Source organism: Pseudomonas sp. B20(2017), from assembly GCF_002113125.1.
Taxonomy (GTDB): domain Bacteria; phylum Pseudomonadota; class Gammaproteobacteria; order Pseudomonadales; family Pseudomonadaceae; genus Aquipseudomonas.
On the sequence record NZ_NEJP01000001.1, the window covers coordinates 127,264 to 141,859 of the forward strand.

General features: G+C 60.8%; 18 protein-coding genes. 2 read left to right on the plus strand and 16 right to left on the minus strand.

All coding sequences use genetic code 11. The features are described from left to right. Positions 1 to 120: 120 nt before the first annotated feature. Complete coding sequence (locus tag CAF63_RS00635) at positions 121 to 495, plus strand: DUF6124 family protein (RefSeq protein ID WP_085682987.1); 375 nt, start codon at positions 121 to 123, stop codon at positions 493 to 495. Between the two features lie 150 nt (positions 496 to 645). Here CAF63_RS00635 and CAF63_RS00640 read toward each other — a convergent pair whose 3' ends face one another. Continuing rightward, the gene (locus CAF63_RS00640; RefSeq protein WP_085682988.1) at positions 646 to 1,314 is read right to left on the minus strand and encodes a hypothetical protein; all 669 of its coding nucleotides are present in this window, start codon (positions 1,312 to 1,314) and stop codon (positions 646 to 648) included. Positions 1,315 to 1,838: 524 nt separating this feature from the next. Between CAF63_RS00640 and CAF63_RS00645 the strand changes: the two genes are divergently transcribed. Further along, entirely contained in the window at positions 1,839 to 2,213 is a 375-nt protein-coding gene (locus CAF63_RS00645) for a DUF6124 family protein (protein WP_085682989.1), read from the plus strand. A gap of 184 nt (positions 2,214 to 2,397) precedes the next feature. Here CAF63_RS00645 and flhB read toward each other — a convergent pair whose 3' ends face one another. The 15 genes from flhB to fliH form a co-directional block, all read right to left on the minus strand. Then, positions 2,398 to 3,537, minus strand: a complete 1,140-nt coding sequence (gene flhB / locus CAF63_RS00650; RefSeq protein WP_085682990.1) for a flagellar biosynthesis protein FlhB — start codon at positions 3,535 to 3,537, stop codon at positions 2,398 to 2,400. A 3-nt stretch (positions 3,538 to 3,540) separates the two neighbouring features. Next, positions 3,541 to 4,326, minus strand: coding sequence for a flagellar biosynthetic protein FliR (gene fliR, locus CAF63_RS00655; RefSeq protein ID WP_085611525.1), 786 nt, complete (start codon positions 4,324 to 4,326; stop codon positions 3,541 to 3,543). A 3-nt stretch (positions 4,327 to 4,329) separates the two neighbouring features. Further along, positions 4,330 to 4,599 carry a flagellar biosynthesis protein FliQ gene (gene fliQ, locus CAF63_RS00660; protein ID WP_007951951.1) on the minus strand — a complete coding sequence of 90 codons (270 nt, stop codon included), beginning with the start codon at positions 4,597 to 4,599 and terminating at the stop codon, positions 4,330 to 4,332. Beyond that, positions 4,596 to 5,354 (minus strand): flagellar type III secretion system pore protein FliP, encoded by a 759-nt coding sequence (gene fliP, locus CAF63_RS00665; protein WP_085682991.1) that lies wholly within the window; start codon positions 5,352 to 5,354, stop codon positions 4,596 to 4,598. The genes fliQ and fliP overlap by 4 nt, the downstream gene beginning before the upstream one ends. Beyond that, positions 5,354 to 5,812 (minus strand): flagellar biosynthetic protein FliO, encoded by a 459-nt coding sequence (gene fliO / locus CAF63_RS00670; RefSeq protein ID WP_085682992.1) that lies wholly within the window; start codon positions 5,810 to 5,812, stop codon positions 5,354 to 5,356. The genes fliP and fliO overlap by 1 nt, the downstream gene beginning before the upstream one ends. Continuing rightward, positions 5,813 to 6,271 carry a flagellar motor switch protein FliN gene (gene fliN, locus CAF63_RS00675; protein ID WP_085682993.1) on the minus strand — a complete coding sequence of 153 codons (459 nt, stop codon included), beginning with the start codon at positions 6,269 to 6,271 and terminating at the stop codon, positions 5,813 to 5,815. A 56-nt stretch (positions 6,272 to 6,327) separates the two neighbouring features. Further along, a complete protein-coding gene (gene fliM / locus CAF63_RS00680) occupies positions 6,328 to 7,296 on the minus strand; it encodes a flagellar motor switch protein FliM (protein ID WP_003222890.1) in 969 nt (322 codons plus the stop codon). A gap of 9 nt (positions 7,297 to 7,305) precedes the next feature. Then, positions 7,306 to 7,809 carry a flagellar basal body-associated protein FliL gene (gene fliL / locus CAF63_RS00685; protein ID WP_085682994.1) on the minus strand — a complete coding sequence of 168 codons (504 nt, stop codon included), beginning with the start codon at positions 7,807 to 7,809 and terminating at the stop codon, positions 7,306 to 7,308. Between the two features lie 212 nt (positions 7,810 to 8,021). Next, a complete protein-coding gene (locus CAF63_RS00690; RefSeq protein WP_085682995.1) occupies positions 8,022 to 9,383 on the minus strand; it encodes a flagellar hook-length control protein FliK in 1,362 nt (453 codons plus the stop codon). Positions 9,384 to 9,488: 105 nt separating this feature from the next. Then, the gene (locus tag CAF63_RS00695) at positions 9,489 to 9,836 is read right to left on the minus strand and encodes an Hpt domain-containing protein (protein WP_007951942.1); all 348 of its coding nucleotides are present in this window, start codon (positions 9,834 to 9,836) and stop codon (positions 9,489 to 9,491) included. Positions 9,837 to 9,866: 30 nt separating this feature from the next. After that, entirely contained in the window at positions 9,867 to 11,570 is a 1,704-nt protein-coding gene (locus CAF63_RS00700) for a fused response regulator/phosphatase (RefSeq protein WP_085682996.1), read from the minus strand. 5 nt (positions 11,571 to 11,575) lie between these two features. Next, the gene (locus CAF63_RS00705) at positions 11,576 to 11,881 is read right to left on the minus strand and encodes an STAS domain-containing protein (RefSeq protein WP_085682997.1); all 306 of its coding nucleotides are present in this window, start codon (positions 11,879 to 11,881) and stop codon (positions 11,576 to 11,578) included. Positions 11,882 to 11,982: 101 nt separating this feature from the next. Then, the gene (gene fliJ, locus CAF63_RS00710; RefSeq protein WP_085682998.1) at positions 11,983 to 12,435 is read right to left on the minus strand and encodes a flagellar export protein FliJ; all 453 of its coding nucleotides are present in this window, start codon (positions 12,433 to 12,435) and stop codon (positions 11,983 to 11,985) included. 6 nt (positions 12,436 to 12,441) lie between these two features. Continuing rightward, positions 12,442 to 13,800 carry a flagellar protein export ATPase FliI gene (gene fliI, locus CAF63_RS00715; RefSeq protein WP_085682999.1) on the minus strand — a complete coding sequence of 453 codons (1,359 nt, stop codon included), beginning with the start codon at positions 13,798 to 13,800 and terminating at the stop codon, positions 12,442 to 12,444. Beyond that, positions 13,790 to 14,596 carry a flagellar assembly protein FliH gene (gene fliH / locus CAF63_RS00720; RefSeq protein ID WP_085683000.1) on the minus strand — a complete coding sequence of 269 codons (807 nt, stop codon included), beginning with the start codon at positions 14,594 to 14,596 and terminating at the stop codon, positions 13,790 to 13,792. Before fliH ends, fliI begins: the two co-directional genes overlap by 11 nt.

The following is a 14,596-nucleotide window of genomic DNA, read 5'->3' on the forward strand; positions in this document are numbered from 1 at the left end:
TGTATGCGGGAGACCCTCGGGTCTGCCGGGTGCCTATAACCGGTTCGCTAACCCGCGTACAGCCGCCACCTTACTGTTTAGCGACAGTTCCGGGCGGCTCCACTTTATAGGAGCTTCACCATGATCAAACCAACACCCAACCCGCCCGAAACCGATCCCGCCTCGCCCTACGAATCCGCCGATTCCAGAAAGCTTCACGAAGCCGCCGACCGCGCCCTCGATCACTATCTCTGCCCGCCCGGCTCCACGCCACCACCGCGCAAGGCCCGCAAAATATACGCCGTCACCGCAGACTTCAAAAACGAAGAGCTGCTGGCCGATGCCTGCGAAACCCTGGCTTCAGCCAGAACCATCGTCAATGACTTCACCCACCTCATGCCCGCCTCGCAGCGCAGAACGCTGGTGGGGATTGCGCAACTGATCATGCTCGGCGAGCTGGCAGTGAATCGGGTGCTGGATAATCTGGAGATACCACCGTCGCCGAACCCCGTGTAAAGGCTTGAGAGATACGGCGGCTACCGCAAGAAGCCTTCCAACGTTTGCCAAGGCGTGAAACGGAAGCGGTGATGAATGCACAAATGGGCGGCACGCACGTCGTGCGTCCGCCCCTATTCAGCAATGCTCACTGAGGTGGAGCCTCGACAGTCAACTGGCTACCAGAATGTGCGCCGCAGTGATCGGACCGAAAGAGAGGGCTGGATTATCCAGATAGCGCGTGCCTCTGAACACGTTGTTACCGCCGACATCGACAAAGTCCTCCTGCGTATACATCAGCACCACCATGGTGACAGGCGCGACGCCAGCGGAGTCCACATGACCTTCCATCAGATTCAGAGCCCATTCGAAACTTATGAATGGCAGGTCGCCGATTTCGATCGGAGGAGCCCCCGCATCCAGCCGAAAGTATTGCCGTATCGTGATGCGCAATTGGTTGCCAACCACCGTGAACGAGGGTTTTCCATATCGCCGCTCTATGGGCCCGCCATCACTCGCCCACTGGTCCATGTAATAACCAGGGTCGGAGAATAGAGCGAACAACGACGGGTTATTGCTGATATTACCGGCCGCATCAAAGAAGTAGTTGTAGGAGTAGTGATACGCAAGCCCGGTCAGTTCAGGCCGGATCGCATTGATGGGATTATCCAGATAATTGGCAATGAACTGATTGGCCATGACCCGAAAGTTGAGAAAGTCCAGCTTCAGGTCGAACGTCACCTCATAGAAGATGGCCCGCTCTCCTGCGTCCCTTTCCAGCTTCCCTGAAACGAACTCCATCTCCATGCCCGGCAGTTTTCGGTAAACGCGCCTTGTCATGATCTACCCCGGATTTCCAATGAGTGAGTTATCAGCCGCTGCGTTCGCAGAGTGCGAAGAGGCAGCGGCGCGAATTCCGGGTTTATAGGGCGCCTGGGAACAACACGCGTCTACTGTCAGAACTAACAGGTCGCGGGACATTTCAGACCGACGGCACCCGTGACTTTTAAATTCTGGCGTTTAAAAGACACCTCAAGACACGCCTTCGAGGCTACGAATTCTTGCGCCGTTACCTACAGCTACGCCAGAATCCGCCGGCTTGTGCGCTTTGGGGTCGGGTTTTATTGTGGATCGGTCGCTGACGAATCAGCGATCGGGTTTAGCGACTCGGACTTTCTCAGCGCATCAGCGTTCATGGCTTCGTTGTGGGAATCTTCGTCCGCAATTACGTTATGGCGGCTGTATGCGGGAGACCTTCGGGTCTACCGGGGTGCCTGAGACCGGTTCGCTAACCTGCGTACAGCTGCCACCTTCACCTGTTTAGCGACAGGGAAAGAGTGGCTCCATAACTCAGGAGCTTCACCATAATCAAACCCACACACAATCCACCCGAAACCGACCCCGCCTCGCCCTACGAATCCGCCGATTCCAGAAAGCTTCACGAAGCCGCCGACCGCACCCTCGATCACTATCTCTGCCCGCCCGGCTCCACGCCACCACCGCGCAGAGGCCGCAAAATGTACGCCGTCACCGCGGACTTCAAAAACGAAGAGCTGCTGGCTGATGCCTGCGAAACCCTGGCATCAGCCAGAACCATCGTCAATGACTTCACCCACCTCATGCCCGCCTCGCAGCGCAGGACGCTGGTGGGTATTGCGCAACTGATCATGCTCGGGGAGCTGGCACTGAATCGGGTGCTGGATAATCTGGAAATACCGTCGTCGCAGACTTCAGCGTAAAGGCTTGAGAGATGTGTCGTGGCCGCTGACTCCTTCGCGAGCAAGCTCGCTCCCACAGTTGACCGCATTCCATTGTGGGAGCGAGCTTGCTCGCGAAGGCGGCCTCACAGCCAACACAGTTCATCGGGTATGAAAAAACCGCCATCAGGTTCAACCGGAAGGCGGTTTTTTCATCACCACAAAGTCAAGAATCGCGCCGCAGATCCGGCGGGATCGGCAAGTCATCACTGAGCGGATCGGGGCGCTTGCCCTTGCCGGCCTGATGTTGGCGGATCTGGTAGACGTAGGCCAATACCTGAGCGACCGCCAGGTACAGGCCGCCGGGGATTTCTTCTTCCAGCTCCGTGGAGTAATAGATCGAACGCGCCAGCGCTGGCGACTCGAGGAGCATGACGTTGTTGGCCACGGCGATTTCGCGGATCTTCAGCGCCAGGAAGTCGCTACCCTTGGCCAGCAGCATCGGCGCCCCGCCCTTCTCGGCGTCGTACTTGAGTGCCACGGCGTAGTGGGTCGGGTTGGTGATGACCACGTCGGCATCCGGGATCGCCGCCATCATCCGCCGCTGCGACATCTCGCGCTGGACCTGGCGAATCCGTTGCTTGACCTCCGGCCGACCTTCCTGGTCCTTGTGCTCGTCGCGCACTTCCTGCTTGGTCATCTTGAGCTTCTTGATGCTCTCCCAGATCTGCACGGGCACGTCGACGGCGGCGATGATGATCAAACCGCACGCCAGCCACAGAGAGCTCCAGCCCACCAGTTGCAAGCTGTGAATGATCGCCCGGTCCAGCGGCTCGTGGGCGATGCGCAGCAGGTCGTCGATGTCCGAATTGAGCACCACCAGCGCCACACCCAGCGTGATGAGAAACTTGGCCAGCGCCTTGAGCAGCTCGACCACGGCCTTCATCGAAAACATCCGCTTGAGGCCCGCCGCCGGGTTCATCCGGCTGAACTTGGGTGCCAGCGAACCGGCGGCGAACAGCCAGCCACCCAGCGCAATCGGCCCGAGGAAAGCGGCCAGCAACAGGGTGATCATGATCGGCTGAATCGCCAGCAATGCCTGCAATCCGGAACTCATCAGGAACGTCGCCATGGAGCGCTCGTCCATGATCACCTCCCGCGACAGCGTGAAGTTCTGGCGCATCAGATCCATCAGTTCTTCTGCGAGCATGCCGCCAAAAATCAGCAGCGCGGCAGAGCCGGCGAGCATGATTGCCAGCGTGTTGAGCTCCTTGGAGCGCGCAATCTCACCCTTTTCCCGGGAGTCCTTCTTGCGTTTCTCCGTGGGGTCTTCTGTTTTGTCCTGACCACTTTCGCTCTCAGCCATGACTCAGCGCGCCTTTGCCAGTTCGCGTAAAAACTGCAAGGCCTCGGTGGCCAGCGGTTGATACTGATTGAGAATGTCCGCCAGCCCGACCCAGACAATGAACAGGCCGAGCACCAGGGTCAGCGGAAAGCCGATGGAGAAAATGTTGAGCTGTGGCGCAGCGCGGGTCATCACGCCAAAAGCGATGTTGACCACCAGCAGCGCGGTGACTGCCGGCAGCACCAGCAACAACGCGGCGCCCAGCACCCAGCCGAGTTTGCCGGCCAGCTCCCAGTAATGTGTGGTCATCAGTCCGCCGCCAACCGGCAGTGTGGTGAAGCTTTCCGTGAGCACTTCGAAAACCACGAGGTGCCCGTTCATCGACAGGAACAGCAAGGTCACCAGCATCGTGAAGAACTGCCCGATCACCGCCACCGACACGCCGTTGGTAGGGTCGATCATCGACGCGAAGCCCATGCCCATCTGGATCGCGACGATCTGCCCCGCCACCACAAAGGCCTGAAAGAACAACTGCAGAGAGAAACCCAGCACCGCACCCACGAGGATCTGCTCGGCAATCAGCAGCAACCCACTGAGGTCCAGAGGACTGACCGCCGGCATAGGCGGCAGGTTGGGGGTGATCACCACGGTGATCGCGAAGGCGAAGTACAGACGAATCCGCCGGGGCACCAGCGTGGTTCCGAAGACCGGCATCACCATCAACATCGAGGCGACGCGAAACAGCGGCAGCATGAACGTCGCTACCCAGGTACTGATCTGGGTGTCGGTCAGCTGAAGCAGCGACTGCATGGCTTAGCCGATGACCATCGGAATGTTTTTGTACAACTGCGTGATGTATTCCATGAACGTCTGCACCAGCCACGGGCCGGCGACGATCAGCGTTACCAGCATCACCAGCAGACGCGGCAGGAAGCTCAGGGTCTGTTCGTTGATCTGGGTGGCGGCCTGGAACATCGACACCAGCAGGCCCACCAGCAGACTCGGCACCACCAGGATCGCAACCATCATCGTGGTCAGCCACAGGGCTTCGCGAAAGATGTCGACCGCTACTTCTGGCGTCATGGCGATACACCTCCGAAACTGCTGGCCAAGGTGCCGATGATCAGCGCCCAGCCATCCACCAGCACGAACAGCATGATTTTGAACGGCAGGGAAATGATCAGCGGCGACAGCATCATCATACCCATCGCCATCAGCACGCTCGCGACCACCAGGTCGATGATCAGGAACGGGATGAAGATCATGAAGCCTATCTGGAACGCGGTTTTCAGCTCAGACGTCACGAACGCCGGCACCAGAATCGTCAGCGGCGCAGCATCCGGAGTGGCGATGTCGGTACGTTTGGACAGGCGCATGAACAGCTCCAGATCGCTGGAGCGGGTCTGGGCGAGCATGAAGTCCTTGATCGGCACCTGAGCCTTTTCCACTGCCTGCTGCGCGGTCAGCGTTTCCTTGAGGTACGGCTGCAACGCATCGTTGTTCACCCGATCGAATACCGGCGCCATGATGAACAGCGTCAGGAACAGTGCCATGCCGGTGAGGATCTGGTTCGACGGAGTCTGTTGCAGGCCCAGGGCCTGACGCAGGATCGAGAAGACGATGATGATCCGGGTGAAACTGGTCATCAGGATGACGGCGGCCGGAATGAAGCTCAGCGCCGTCATGATCAGCAGGATCTGCAGGCTGACCGAATACTCCTGCGCACCCTCGGCGTTGGTGCCCAGGGTGATCGCCGGGATCGACAACGGATCGGCGGCGAATGCCAGCGGCGCGGCCAACATCAGGGCCAGGGTCAAGACGATGCGCAACGCACCCATTACTTCTTATCCTTCTGATCCTTGCCGAGGATCTTCAACAGATGCTGGGCAAATTCCGGAGTCGCTTTGTCGGCGGTGTTCGGCACCTCGACCGGCTCTTTGAGCACGTGCAACGCAGTGATGGTTCCGGGGCTGAGACCCAGCAGAATCTGCTCGTTGCCGACCTGCACCAGCATCAGACGGTCACGCGGCCCGAGCGCGCGGGAACCGATCAACTCGATCACCTGGCCCTTGCCGGCGGGACCTGCCTGCTGCACCCGGCGCAACAGCCAGGCGAGGAAGAAGATCAACCCCAGCACCAGCAGCAACCCCAGCACCAGCTGCGTCAGCTGACCCGCCACGCCGCTGTTGACGGCCGGCGCAGCCGCCGCTGCCGTGGTCGCCACCGGCTCGGCCGCCAGCACGCTGAACGGCAACGCCAGCGCCAGGCCGGACAAAGCACCCAGAACCTTTTTCACTCAGCGCAGCTTCTTGATGCGTTCGCTCGGGCTGATCACGTCAGTCAGACGGATGCCGAACTTTTCGTTGACCACCACCACTTCGCCGTGGGCGATCAGGGTGCCGTTGACCAACACGTCCAGCGGCTCACCGGCCAGACGATCAAGCTCGATCACCGAACCCTGGTTGAGTTGCAGCAGGTTGCGGATGTTGATGTCGGTGCTGCCCACTTCCATTGAGATCGACACCGGGATGTCGAGAATCACATCCAGATTCGGGCCATCCAGCGACACCGGCTCGTTGCTTTTCGGCACGCTGCCGAACTCTTCCATCGGCAGACGGTTGGAGTTCGAAACGCCAGCGTCGGCGGCCAGCAGCGCGTCGATGTCGGCCTGCCCGGCTTCACCGGTCTCTTCCAGGGCGGCAGCCCATTCATCGGCCAGTGCCTGATCGTCCTGGGTGTTCATATCGTCGTTCATCATTTGTCCTCGGCGGGCAAAAAACCGGTAAAAGAATCAGGGAGTGAGGGCGCCGCTTAGCGGCGCTCGATCGGCTCGATCACTTGCAACGCAAGGTTGCCTTTGTGCGAGCCCATCTTGACCTTGAAGGCCGGCACGCCGTTGGCGCGCATGATCATGTCTTCCGGCATTTCGACCGGGATCACGTCACCCGGCTGCATGTGCAGGATGTCGCGCAGCTTCAACTGGCGGCGGGCCACGGTGGCACCGATCGGCACGTCGACATCCAGCACGTCCTGGCGCAGGGCGTTGACCCAGCGTTCGTCCTGATCGTCGAGGTCCGACTGGAAACCGGCGTCGAGCATTTCGCGCACCGGCTCGATCATCGAGTACGGCATGGTCACGTGCAGATCGCCGCCACCGCCGTCGAGTTCAATGTGGAACGTGGAAACCACGATCGCTTCGCTCGGGCCGACGATGTTGGCCATGGCCGGGTTCACTTCCGAGTTGATGTACTCGAAGTTGACTTCCATGATCGCCTGCCAGGCTTCTTTCAGGTCGACGAACGCCTGCTCCAGCACCATGCGCACCACACGCAGTTCGGTCGGGGTGAATTCACGCCCTTCGATCTTGGCGTGACGACCGTCGCCGCCGAAGAAATTGTCCACCAGTTTGAACACCAGTTTGGCGTCGAGGATGAACAGCGCGGTGCCGCGCAGGGGTTTGATCTTGACCAGGTTGAGGCTGGTCGGCACGTACAGCGAGTGCACGTATTCGCCGAACTTCATCACCTGTACGCCACCGACGGCAACGTCCGCCGAGCGGCGCAGCATGTTGAACATGCTGATGCGGGTGTAGCGGGCAAAACGCTCGTTGATCATTTCCAGAGTCGGCATGCGTCCACGGACGATGCGATCCTGGCTGGTCAGGTCGTAGCTTTTGACACTGCCGGGTTCGGCAGCGTTATCGGTCTGTACCAGACCATCGTCGACGCCATGCAACAGCGCGTCGATTTCATCCTGGGACAGCAGATCCTGCACGGCCATGTCGTGTTCCTACTGCAGTACGAAATTAGTGAAAAGCAACTGTTCGATCACCACTTTGCCCAGCTCTTTCTGCGCCACTTCCTGGACGCTGGCTGTGGCCTTCTGGCGCAACATCTCTTGACCGACCGGGGTCGCCAGCGTGGCGAAATCCTGACCGGAGAAGAGCATCACCAGGTTGTTGCGGATCACCGGCATGTGCACTTTGAGCGCTTCCAGATCCGCCTGATTGCGCGCCAGCATGGTGATGCTCACCTGCATGTAGCGCTGACGGCCGTTCTGGTTGTAGTTGGCCACGAATGCCGGTGCCATCGGCTCGAAAATCGCCGGTTGCTTGCCGACCGGAGCCGCTTCGGCGGCCGCCTCGGGCTTGCTCTGGGCACTGTGCATGAAGAACCAGGTCGCCCCCACAGATGCGCCGATGGCCAGCAGCAACCCGAGCACGATCGCAATGATCATCTTGAGTCTGCCTTTGGTTGCGGGGTCTTTTACTGCTGCAGCTTCGCTCTTCGCCATGCCAATAATCCGTCACTAATCGGGTTTTCACAGTCGCACGGCAAGGCAAGAGCAAGTGTTATGCCAGAAGTGTCGGAGGGGTAGGCAGGGGCAGCGCAAACAACTGTGGGAGCGAGCTTGCTCGCGAAAGCGGTTTAACATTCAACACAGGTGTTGTTCGTCAAAAAGCCTTCGCGAGCAAGCTCGCTCCCACAGTCAATTTGCCTTGAATATCAGGCGTAGTAGTCGACGGCGCTGGAACCGATCACGTGAGTGGCCGTAGCCGCCGCTTCAGCCACGGCTGCCGGCGTCAACTCTTCTTCGGCCGAGTCCAGGCGACCGCCGGCAGCGCTGGTACGACCGCTCTGCCCCTGTTGCGCCTGTTCCTGACCCTGGCCCTGCCAGCCACGGTTCTGGTCGGAAACGTTGACGTCGACCTGCCCCATGCCTTGCTGGTTGAACATGTCACGCAGGCGGTGCATCTGGCCGTCGAGAGCTTCACGCACACTCGGATGCGCGCTCATGAAGGTCACCTGAGTCTGCTGGTCCGGAACCATGTTCACCCGGATATCCAGACGCCCCAGTTCCGCTGGCTGCAACTGGATGTCCGCCGCCTTCAGGTTGTTGCTCGACAGGTACATCACCCGGTTGACCACTTCTTCGGTCCAGCCGTTCTGGTGCATGGCAATCGGCTGGTTCACCGGCACCGCGTTGGCGGTTTTCGGTGTGGCAGCCTGGGTCAGCGCCGCCAGACGGTTGGCGAAATCATCGACACGGGTGTCGCTGGTTGCGGTCTTCAGGTCCTTCAGGCCGTCATCGATCAGACCGCTGAATGCCTTTTCGCCGCCCTGGCTGGTGCTGTCCTTGTCAGCCTGCACATCGAGCATGCTGGCCATGCCGGCAGCGAAGTTCTGCGCCGAGGTTAATTCGCCGTCAGCCTGAGCCTGGGCCGGGGTGGACTTGGGCTGGGACTGGCTGGAAGCGGAAATGTGACCACTCTGCTCCATGGCCATGCGCACGGCGGGGAGCGAATCCAGCGGATCCGCTTCGGGGTCGAAAGCCGGATCCGTGGCTGGCGTCGGATCCTTGACCATACCCGGCAATGCCGCCACGACTGGCTTGTCGGTTTCAGGCTTCGCGGCGGTATCGATGACGGGCGTAGCCGCTACCGGCGCAGCGACGACAGGTTCTACCGCTGCCACCAGTGCTGGATCCACCGGTGCCGTGTCGACAACAGGGGTCGGTGGGGTATCGGCAGTTTCGTCATCAGTAGCGGTCTTGTCGTCCGTTGCCGCCGTCGCCGGTTTGTCGGCGGGCAAGGCTTTGCCGCTATCGGCAACCGCCGGCTCGGGGGCGGCAGACTGATCCTTGCCCACGTCTTTCTTGCCGCCATTATCGGCAACCTTGTCACGGGCAGGTTTTGCCGAATTGTCGACGGTCACCGAAGGCTTGTTCGGGCCCTGATCGGCGAACACCTGAGCGAAGCTGGAGGCCTTGTCCCCGGGCTCTGCGGCCACTGCCGATGATTTGGCCGAGGCAGCTTGCGCCTTGGCCTGGGCGGCGGTCTGAAGAAGAATGTTGGGGCTTGCAGGCATGGCACGGTCTCCGCTGCACTGGGATCGTAGGTACAGTTGGGATAGATGACTGCAAGTGCTGGGCCAGTTTCGTCAGAATTCCGACAAAACCGCCCGGCGGCAGGATCAGTGCGTCAGCGAACGCTGTCGTTCGGCGACATAAACGGGCCGCACATCGGCGAATTCGCTATGGATATCGGCGACCAGTTTGATGATCTCAGAAGGGCTTTTGTCTTTGGCATGCTGTTCCAGCTCCTGGCACAGCACTGCAAGACGGGTCGCGCCCATGTTGCTGCTGCTGCCCTTGAAGCTGTGCGCAACGGAAGACAACGCGTCAGCATCGGCAGTCTGCTGCAACTCGCGCAGGCGATTTTCGGAATCGGCGAGGAAGGTATCCAGCAGTTCCGGATAGCTGTCTTCCATCACTTCCCGCAGCGCGCTCAGCGCCTCGTGGTCCACATGTGTATCAGCCACTTGTTCACTCCTTGATCAAGAATGCGCGGATTATGCCAGAGCCTCCCAGAAAAACTCCACGCAGGCACTGCGACCATCGTCTGACCAGCTGGCATTACGCGCCAATTGGCGGATCAGACTGACCCCGCGCCCCGACAGACGGACACCGTCGAGCGGCCGCTCCATCACGCGCGCGACGTCAAATCCCTGGCCGCTGTCTTCGACCCGCACCACCAGACAACCGCCCTCGCCTTCCGGCCGCACCTGTAAATGCACGCGCACGTAACCGTCCCGCAAGGCCTCGAGACGCGCATTGCGCTGCTCATAATAACGGGCGAAACCCGACGCATCGCGCTTGAGGCTCGAATCCAGACCCAGCACGCCATGCTCCAGCGCGTTGGAGTAAAGCTCGGCCAGCACGCTGTACAGCGCGCCACTCTGCGCCCGCAATCCATGCACTTCCAGCAACAACTGCAACAGGTAAGGCAGAGGATTGAAGCGCTTGAGCGTGGCGCCGCGAAATTCGAAGCTCACCGACCAGTCCAGAGGGCAGGATTGACCACTGTCGGAATACACCGGCGCCGACGCATGAACCTGGTCAGCCTCCAGCAGGCTGACCTCGACCATGCTCACGTCGTCGCGGGCCTCACCGCGAAAGTCCTGCAAGGCGCGCTCGATTTCCTCGAACAGCCGGTCCGGCTGGCGGTTGGCGGCAAACACCCGCTGCAAGCGTTCAACGCCAAACAGCTGATCGCTCGCATCACAGGTGTCGATGACCCCATCCGAGAGCACAAACACGCGATCCCCCACCGCCATCGAGTGCACCTCGGTACGGTCGTCGAAAGCCTGCGGGCTCAGCACCCCCAACGGCAAGTGCCGCGCCGCCAGCGGCGTGCGCTCCCCCGTGGCAATGCAATGCAGATAGCCGTCCGGCATGCCGCCATTCCAGACTTCGACCGAACGCCGCTGAGAACTCAGGCAAAGCAGCGTTGCACAGCAGAACATGTCCACCGGCAGAATGCGTTTGAGCTTGGCATTCATTTCCCGCAGGGTCTCGGCCAGGCCGTACCCCTTGGCGGTCATGCCGTAGAAGACCTCGGCGAGTGGCATGGCGCCGACGGCGGCCGGCAAGCCATGACCGGTGAAGTCACCGAGCAGCACATGCATGTCCCCGGCCGGCGTATAGGCCGCCAACAGCAAATCACCGTTGAACAGCGCATAGGGCGATTGCAGGTAGCGGATGTTCGGTGCACTCAGGCAGCCGGAATGCGCGACCTTGTCGAATACCGCCTTGGCGACCCGCTGCTCGTTGAGCAGATAATCATGATGTTTGGCGATCAGGTCGCGCTGCTGCAACACCGTCGCCTGCAAACGTCGCAAGCGATCCATCGCCTTGATTTTGGCGGCGAGGATCACCTGGTTGTACGGCTTCGCCAGAAAGTCGTCGCCTCCGGCCTCCAGACATCGGGCCAGCGCCTCACTTTCCGTCAGCGATGTCAGAAAGATGATCGGCACCAGACTTTCACCGGCCAGCGCCTTGATCCGCCGCGCCGCTTCGAATCCGTCCATTACCGGCATCATGGCGTCCATCAATACCAGGTGCGGCTTCTGTCGAGTAAACGCTTCGACCGCTTCCGCACCGTTGGTGGCCGTCAAGACCTCATGCCCCTGGCGACGGACGATGGTCGACAACAGCAGCCGGTCAGCGGCGCTGTCTTCGGCGATCAGGATCGTCAGCGGCTCTTGCGGCTGCATGGCCGTCAACTGATGTCGAACAGTTTGTCGAAGTTGGAGATGGCGAGGATCTTGCGCACATCCGAATTGCTGTTGACCACCCGCACGTCCGAGTCGTCGCCACCGGCGTGATCACGCAACAGAAGCAGCATGCCCAGTGCCGAACTGTCGAGATAGGTGGCCTCCTTGAGATCCACCACGATGGAGTCGGGCTTTTTATTGAGTCGCTCATAGGACTCGCGAAACTCCTGATGGCGACCGAAATCGAACCGACCCTTGATCGAAATCGTCAGCTTTTGACCATCGGGAGAGACTTCTGTAACGACTGACATGTGCTGGCTTCCTTGTCATTGACGAACGTGTACAAGGTTTAGCAGCTGGAGGGGATGGGGGCAAGGCGCGATAGCGTCGGACTCTGTCAGAGATCTGCCCGTCAGAACACCTGATGACGCGGCAAACGCTGGGACAACTCGTCCAGCAGCTTTTGTTCGCGCTTGTCTTCAAGGCGTTGCGCCTCTTCGCGATAACGCTGCACCAGTTTGCGCAGGCCTTCGACCTTGGCGAACGCCTGTTGCCATTCCTCACGCGCCTTGTCGAGCTTGTTCTGGTGCCATTGCAAGCTCTGGCGCTGCTGATCGACTGCGGTATCGAGTTGCGCCAGAAAGCCCTGAAAACCCAGCAGCCATTGCCCGGTCACACCGGTGCTGCCGCGCACGATCCACTGCTGAGAGTAATCCAGACGAAAGGCATTGAGGTCGGCCAGTTTGCTTTCAGCAACCTTCACCTGTCCCTGAAAGTAGCCCAGGCGCTGCACGGCGGTTTTTTCGGCCTTCTCGGCCATATCCACCACCGGCGCCAGACGCGCGGCTCGACTGACAGCGGCCATGAGCGGTTAGCCGCCCGCCGCCGGGGCGAACAGGGTTTCGAGATAAGCCTGGCTTTCGCCCATGTTGATTTTGTCGTTCAGCCCCTGCCGCTGGTATCTGACCAACTGCGGCTGCAGGGAAATTGCCAGGTCGGTCTCACGATCACCACCGGCCACATAGGCACCGACGCTGATCAGATCGCGACTCTGCTGATACCGCGACCACAGCTGTTTGAAGTATTGCGCGCGCTGCATGTGTTCCGGCGACACCACCGCCGGCATCACCCGGCTGATCGAGGCTTCGATATCAATGGCCGGGTAATGACCTTCCTCGGCCAGACGCCGCGACAGCACGATGTGCCCGTCGAGCACACCCCGCGCCGAATCGGCAATCGGGTCCTGCTGATCATCGCCTTCGGACAGAACGGTGTAGAAAGCGGTGATCGAACCCCCGCCCTTCTCCGCATTACCGGCGCGCTCCACCAGTTTCGGCAACTTGGCGAATACCGACGGCGGATAACCCTTGGTCGCCGGCGGCTCGCCGATGGCCAGGGCGATTTCCCGTTGTGCCTGGGCGAAACGGGTCAGGGAATCCATCAGCAACAGGACGTTCTTGCCCTTGTCGCGGAAATACTCGGCGATCCGCGTGCAGTACATCGCAGCGCGCAAACGCATCAGCGGCGCATCGTCCGCAGGCGACGCCACTACCACCGAACGCTTGAGGCCTTCTTCACCGAGAATGTGCTCGATGAATTCTTTAACTTCACGACCCCGCTCGCCGATCAGGCCGACGACGATGATGTCCGCCTCGGTGAAGCGAGTCATCATGCCCAGCAACACCGATTTACCGACACCGGTACCGGCGAACAGGCCCAGACGCTGACCGCGACCGACCGTCAACAAACCGTTGATACAACGAATGCCGACGTCCAGCGGCACGCTGATCGGGTCACGGTTGAGCGGGTTGATGGTCGGGCCGTCCATCGGCACCCAGTCTTCGGCCTTCATGCCGCCCTTGCCGTCCAGCGCGCGTCCGGCGCCGTCGAGCACGCGACCGAGCATGCTCATGCCCATCGGCAAACGACCGGTGTCGGCCAGCGGCACGACGCGGGCGCCCGGGGCAATGCCGGCCACGCTGCCGACCGGCATCAGGAACACCTTGCTGCCGGAGAAGCCCATGACTTCGGCTTCAACCTGGGACGGGTGATAGGTGTCGTCGTTGATCACCATGCAGCGCGTGCCCATGGCGGCGCGCAGGCCTTCGGCTTCAAGCGTCAGACCGACCATGCGCAGCAGGCGCCCTTCGAGAATCGGCGCACCGGCGATTTCGATGGCCTCGGCGTAGGTGCTCAGGCGCTTGGCGAAGCTGGTGCGTTCAAGGCGCATCGGGGGCGTCCGCGAGCGGCTCTTCTGCAACCGGTGCCGGCTTCGGTGTTTCCGGCAAGTCGAGGCTCAGGTCCGAGGCGGCCGGATGCAGGGCCTGTTCGTGCAACTGGTCGAACAGCTTGGCCATGACCTGGCTGACGCGGGTTTCGATGCTGGCGTCGATCCGGCTGTGGTCGGTCTCGACCCGGCAACCGCCCGGCAACAGGGATTCGTCTTCGACGATGCGCCAGGTTTCCTCATGACGTTCGCGCAGGGCTTTGACCTGTTCGAAATCTTGCGGATTGACGTACAGCCGCACATTGCCCACGCCCAGCGGCAACAGCTTGAGCGCGTCGCGCATGACGTGTTCGATCTGCGTCGAGTCGATGGCCAGTTCGCGTTGGATCACCTGACGGGCGATGTGCTGCACGAGGTCGACCAGCGACTTTTCGATCTGGGTGTCTTGTTCGGCGATGGGCTCGAAGAGGTGGCCCATCAGTTGCTCAAGGTTGTTGACCTTGGCCGCCAGGACCACTTCGGCTTCCTGGCGCACCTTGAGGGTGGCGCTGTGGAAGCCTTCCTTTTCGCCGATGGCGAAGCCCTCGTTGTAGGCCTCCTGACGGATGCTTTCGAGTTCTTCCAGAGTCAGTGGCTGGACTTCTTCCAGCGGCACCTCTTCCATTTCCGGCGGTTCAGGCTCCGGTTCCGGCTCGGGCTCGGGTTTCGGCGGGTCGAAGCTGGGCAAGGCCCAGGTATCGAAACCGCGGACGTCCCGGGCACGGATCAGGTCCGTCACATCGTCGTCGTGCTTTTCCAT

Coding starts and splice junctions, on each gene's coding strand:
- CAF63_RS00635 (WP_085682987.1), top strand. CDS start 121: ATGATCAAACCAACACCCAACCCGCCCGAAACCGATCCCGCCTCGCCC.
- CAF63_RS00640 (WP_085682988.1), bottom strand. CDS start 1,314: ATGACAAGGCGCGTTTACCGAAAACTGCCGGGCATGGAGATGGAGTTC.
- flhB (WP_085682990.1), bottom strand. CDS start 3,537: ATGGCTGAGAGCGAAAGTGGTCAGGACAAAACAGAAGACCCCACGGAG.
- fliR (WP_085611525.1), bottom strand. CDS start 4,326: ATGCAGTCGCTGCTTCAGCTGACCGACACCCAGATCAGTACCTGGGTA.
- fliQ (WP_007951951.1), bottom strand. CDS start 4,599: ATGACGCCAGAAGTAGCGGTCGACATCTTTCGCGAAGCCCTGTGGCTG.
- fliP (WP_085682991.1), bottom strand. CDS start 5,354: ATGGGTGCGTTGCGCATCGTCTTGACCCTGGCCCTGATGTTGGCCGCG.
- fliN (WP_085682993.1), bottom strand. CDS start 6,271: ATGAACGACGATATGAACACCCAGGACGATCAGGCACTGGCCGATGAA.
- fliM (WP_003222890.1), bottom strand. CDS start 7,296: ATGGCCGTGCAGGATCTGCTGTCCCAGGATGAAATCGACGCGCTGTTG.
- fliL (WP_085682994.1), bottom strand. CDS start 7,809: ATGGCGAAGAGCGAAGCTGCAGCAGTAAAAGACCCCGCAACCAAAGGC.
- CAF63_RS00690 (WP_085682995.1), bottom strand. CDS start 9,383: ATGCCTGCAAGCCCCAACATTCTTCTTCAGACCGCCGCCCAGGCCAAG.
- CAF63_RS00700 (WP_085682996.1), bottom strand. CDS start 11,570: ATGCAGCCGCAAGAGCCGCTGACGATCCTGATCGCCGAAGACAGCGCC.
- CAF63_RS00705 (WP_085682997.1), bottom strand. CDS start 11,881: ATGTCAGTCGTTACAGAAGTCTCTCCCGATGGTCAAAAGCTGACGATT.
- fliJ (WP_085682998.1), bottom strand. CDS start 12,435: ATGGCCGCTGTCAGTCGAGCCGCGCGTCTGGCGCCGGTGGTGGATATG.
- fliI (WP_085682999.1), bottom strand. CDS start 13,800: ATGCGCCTTGAACGCACCAGCTTCGCCAAGCGCCTGAGCACCTACGCC.
- fliH (WP_085683000.1), bottom strand. CDS start 14,596: ATGGAAAAGCACGACGACGATGTGACGGACCTGATCCGTGCCCGGGAC.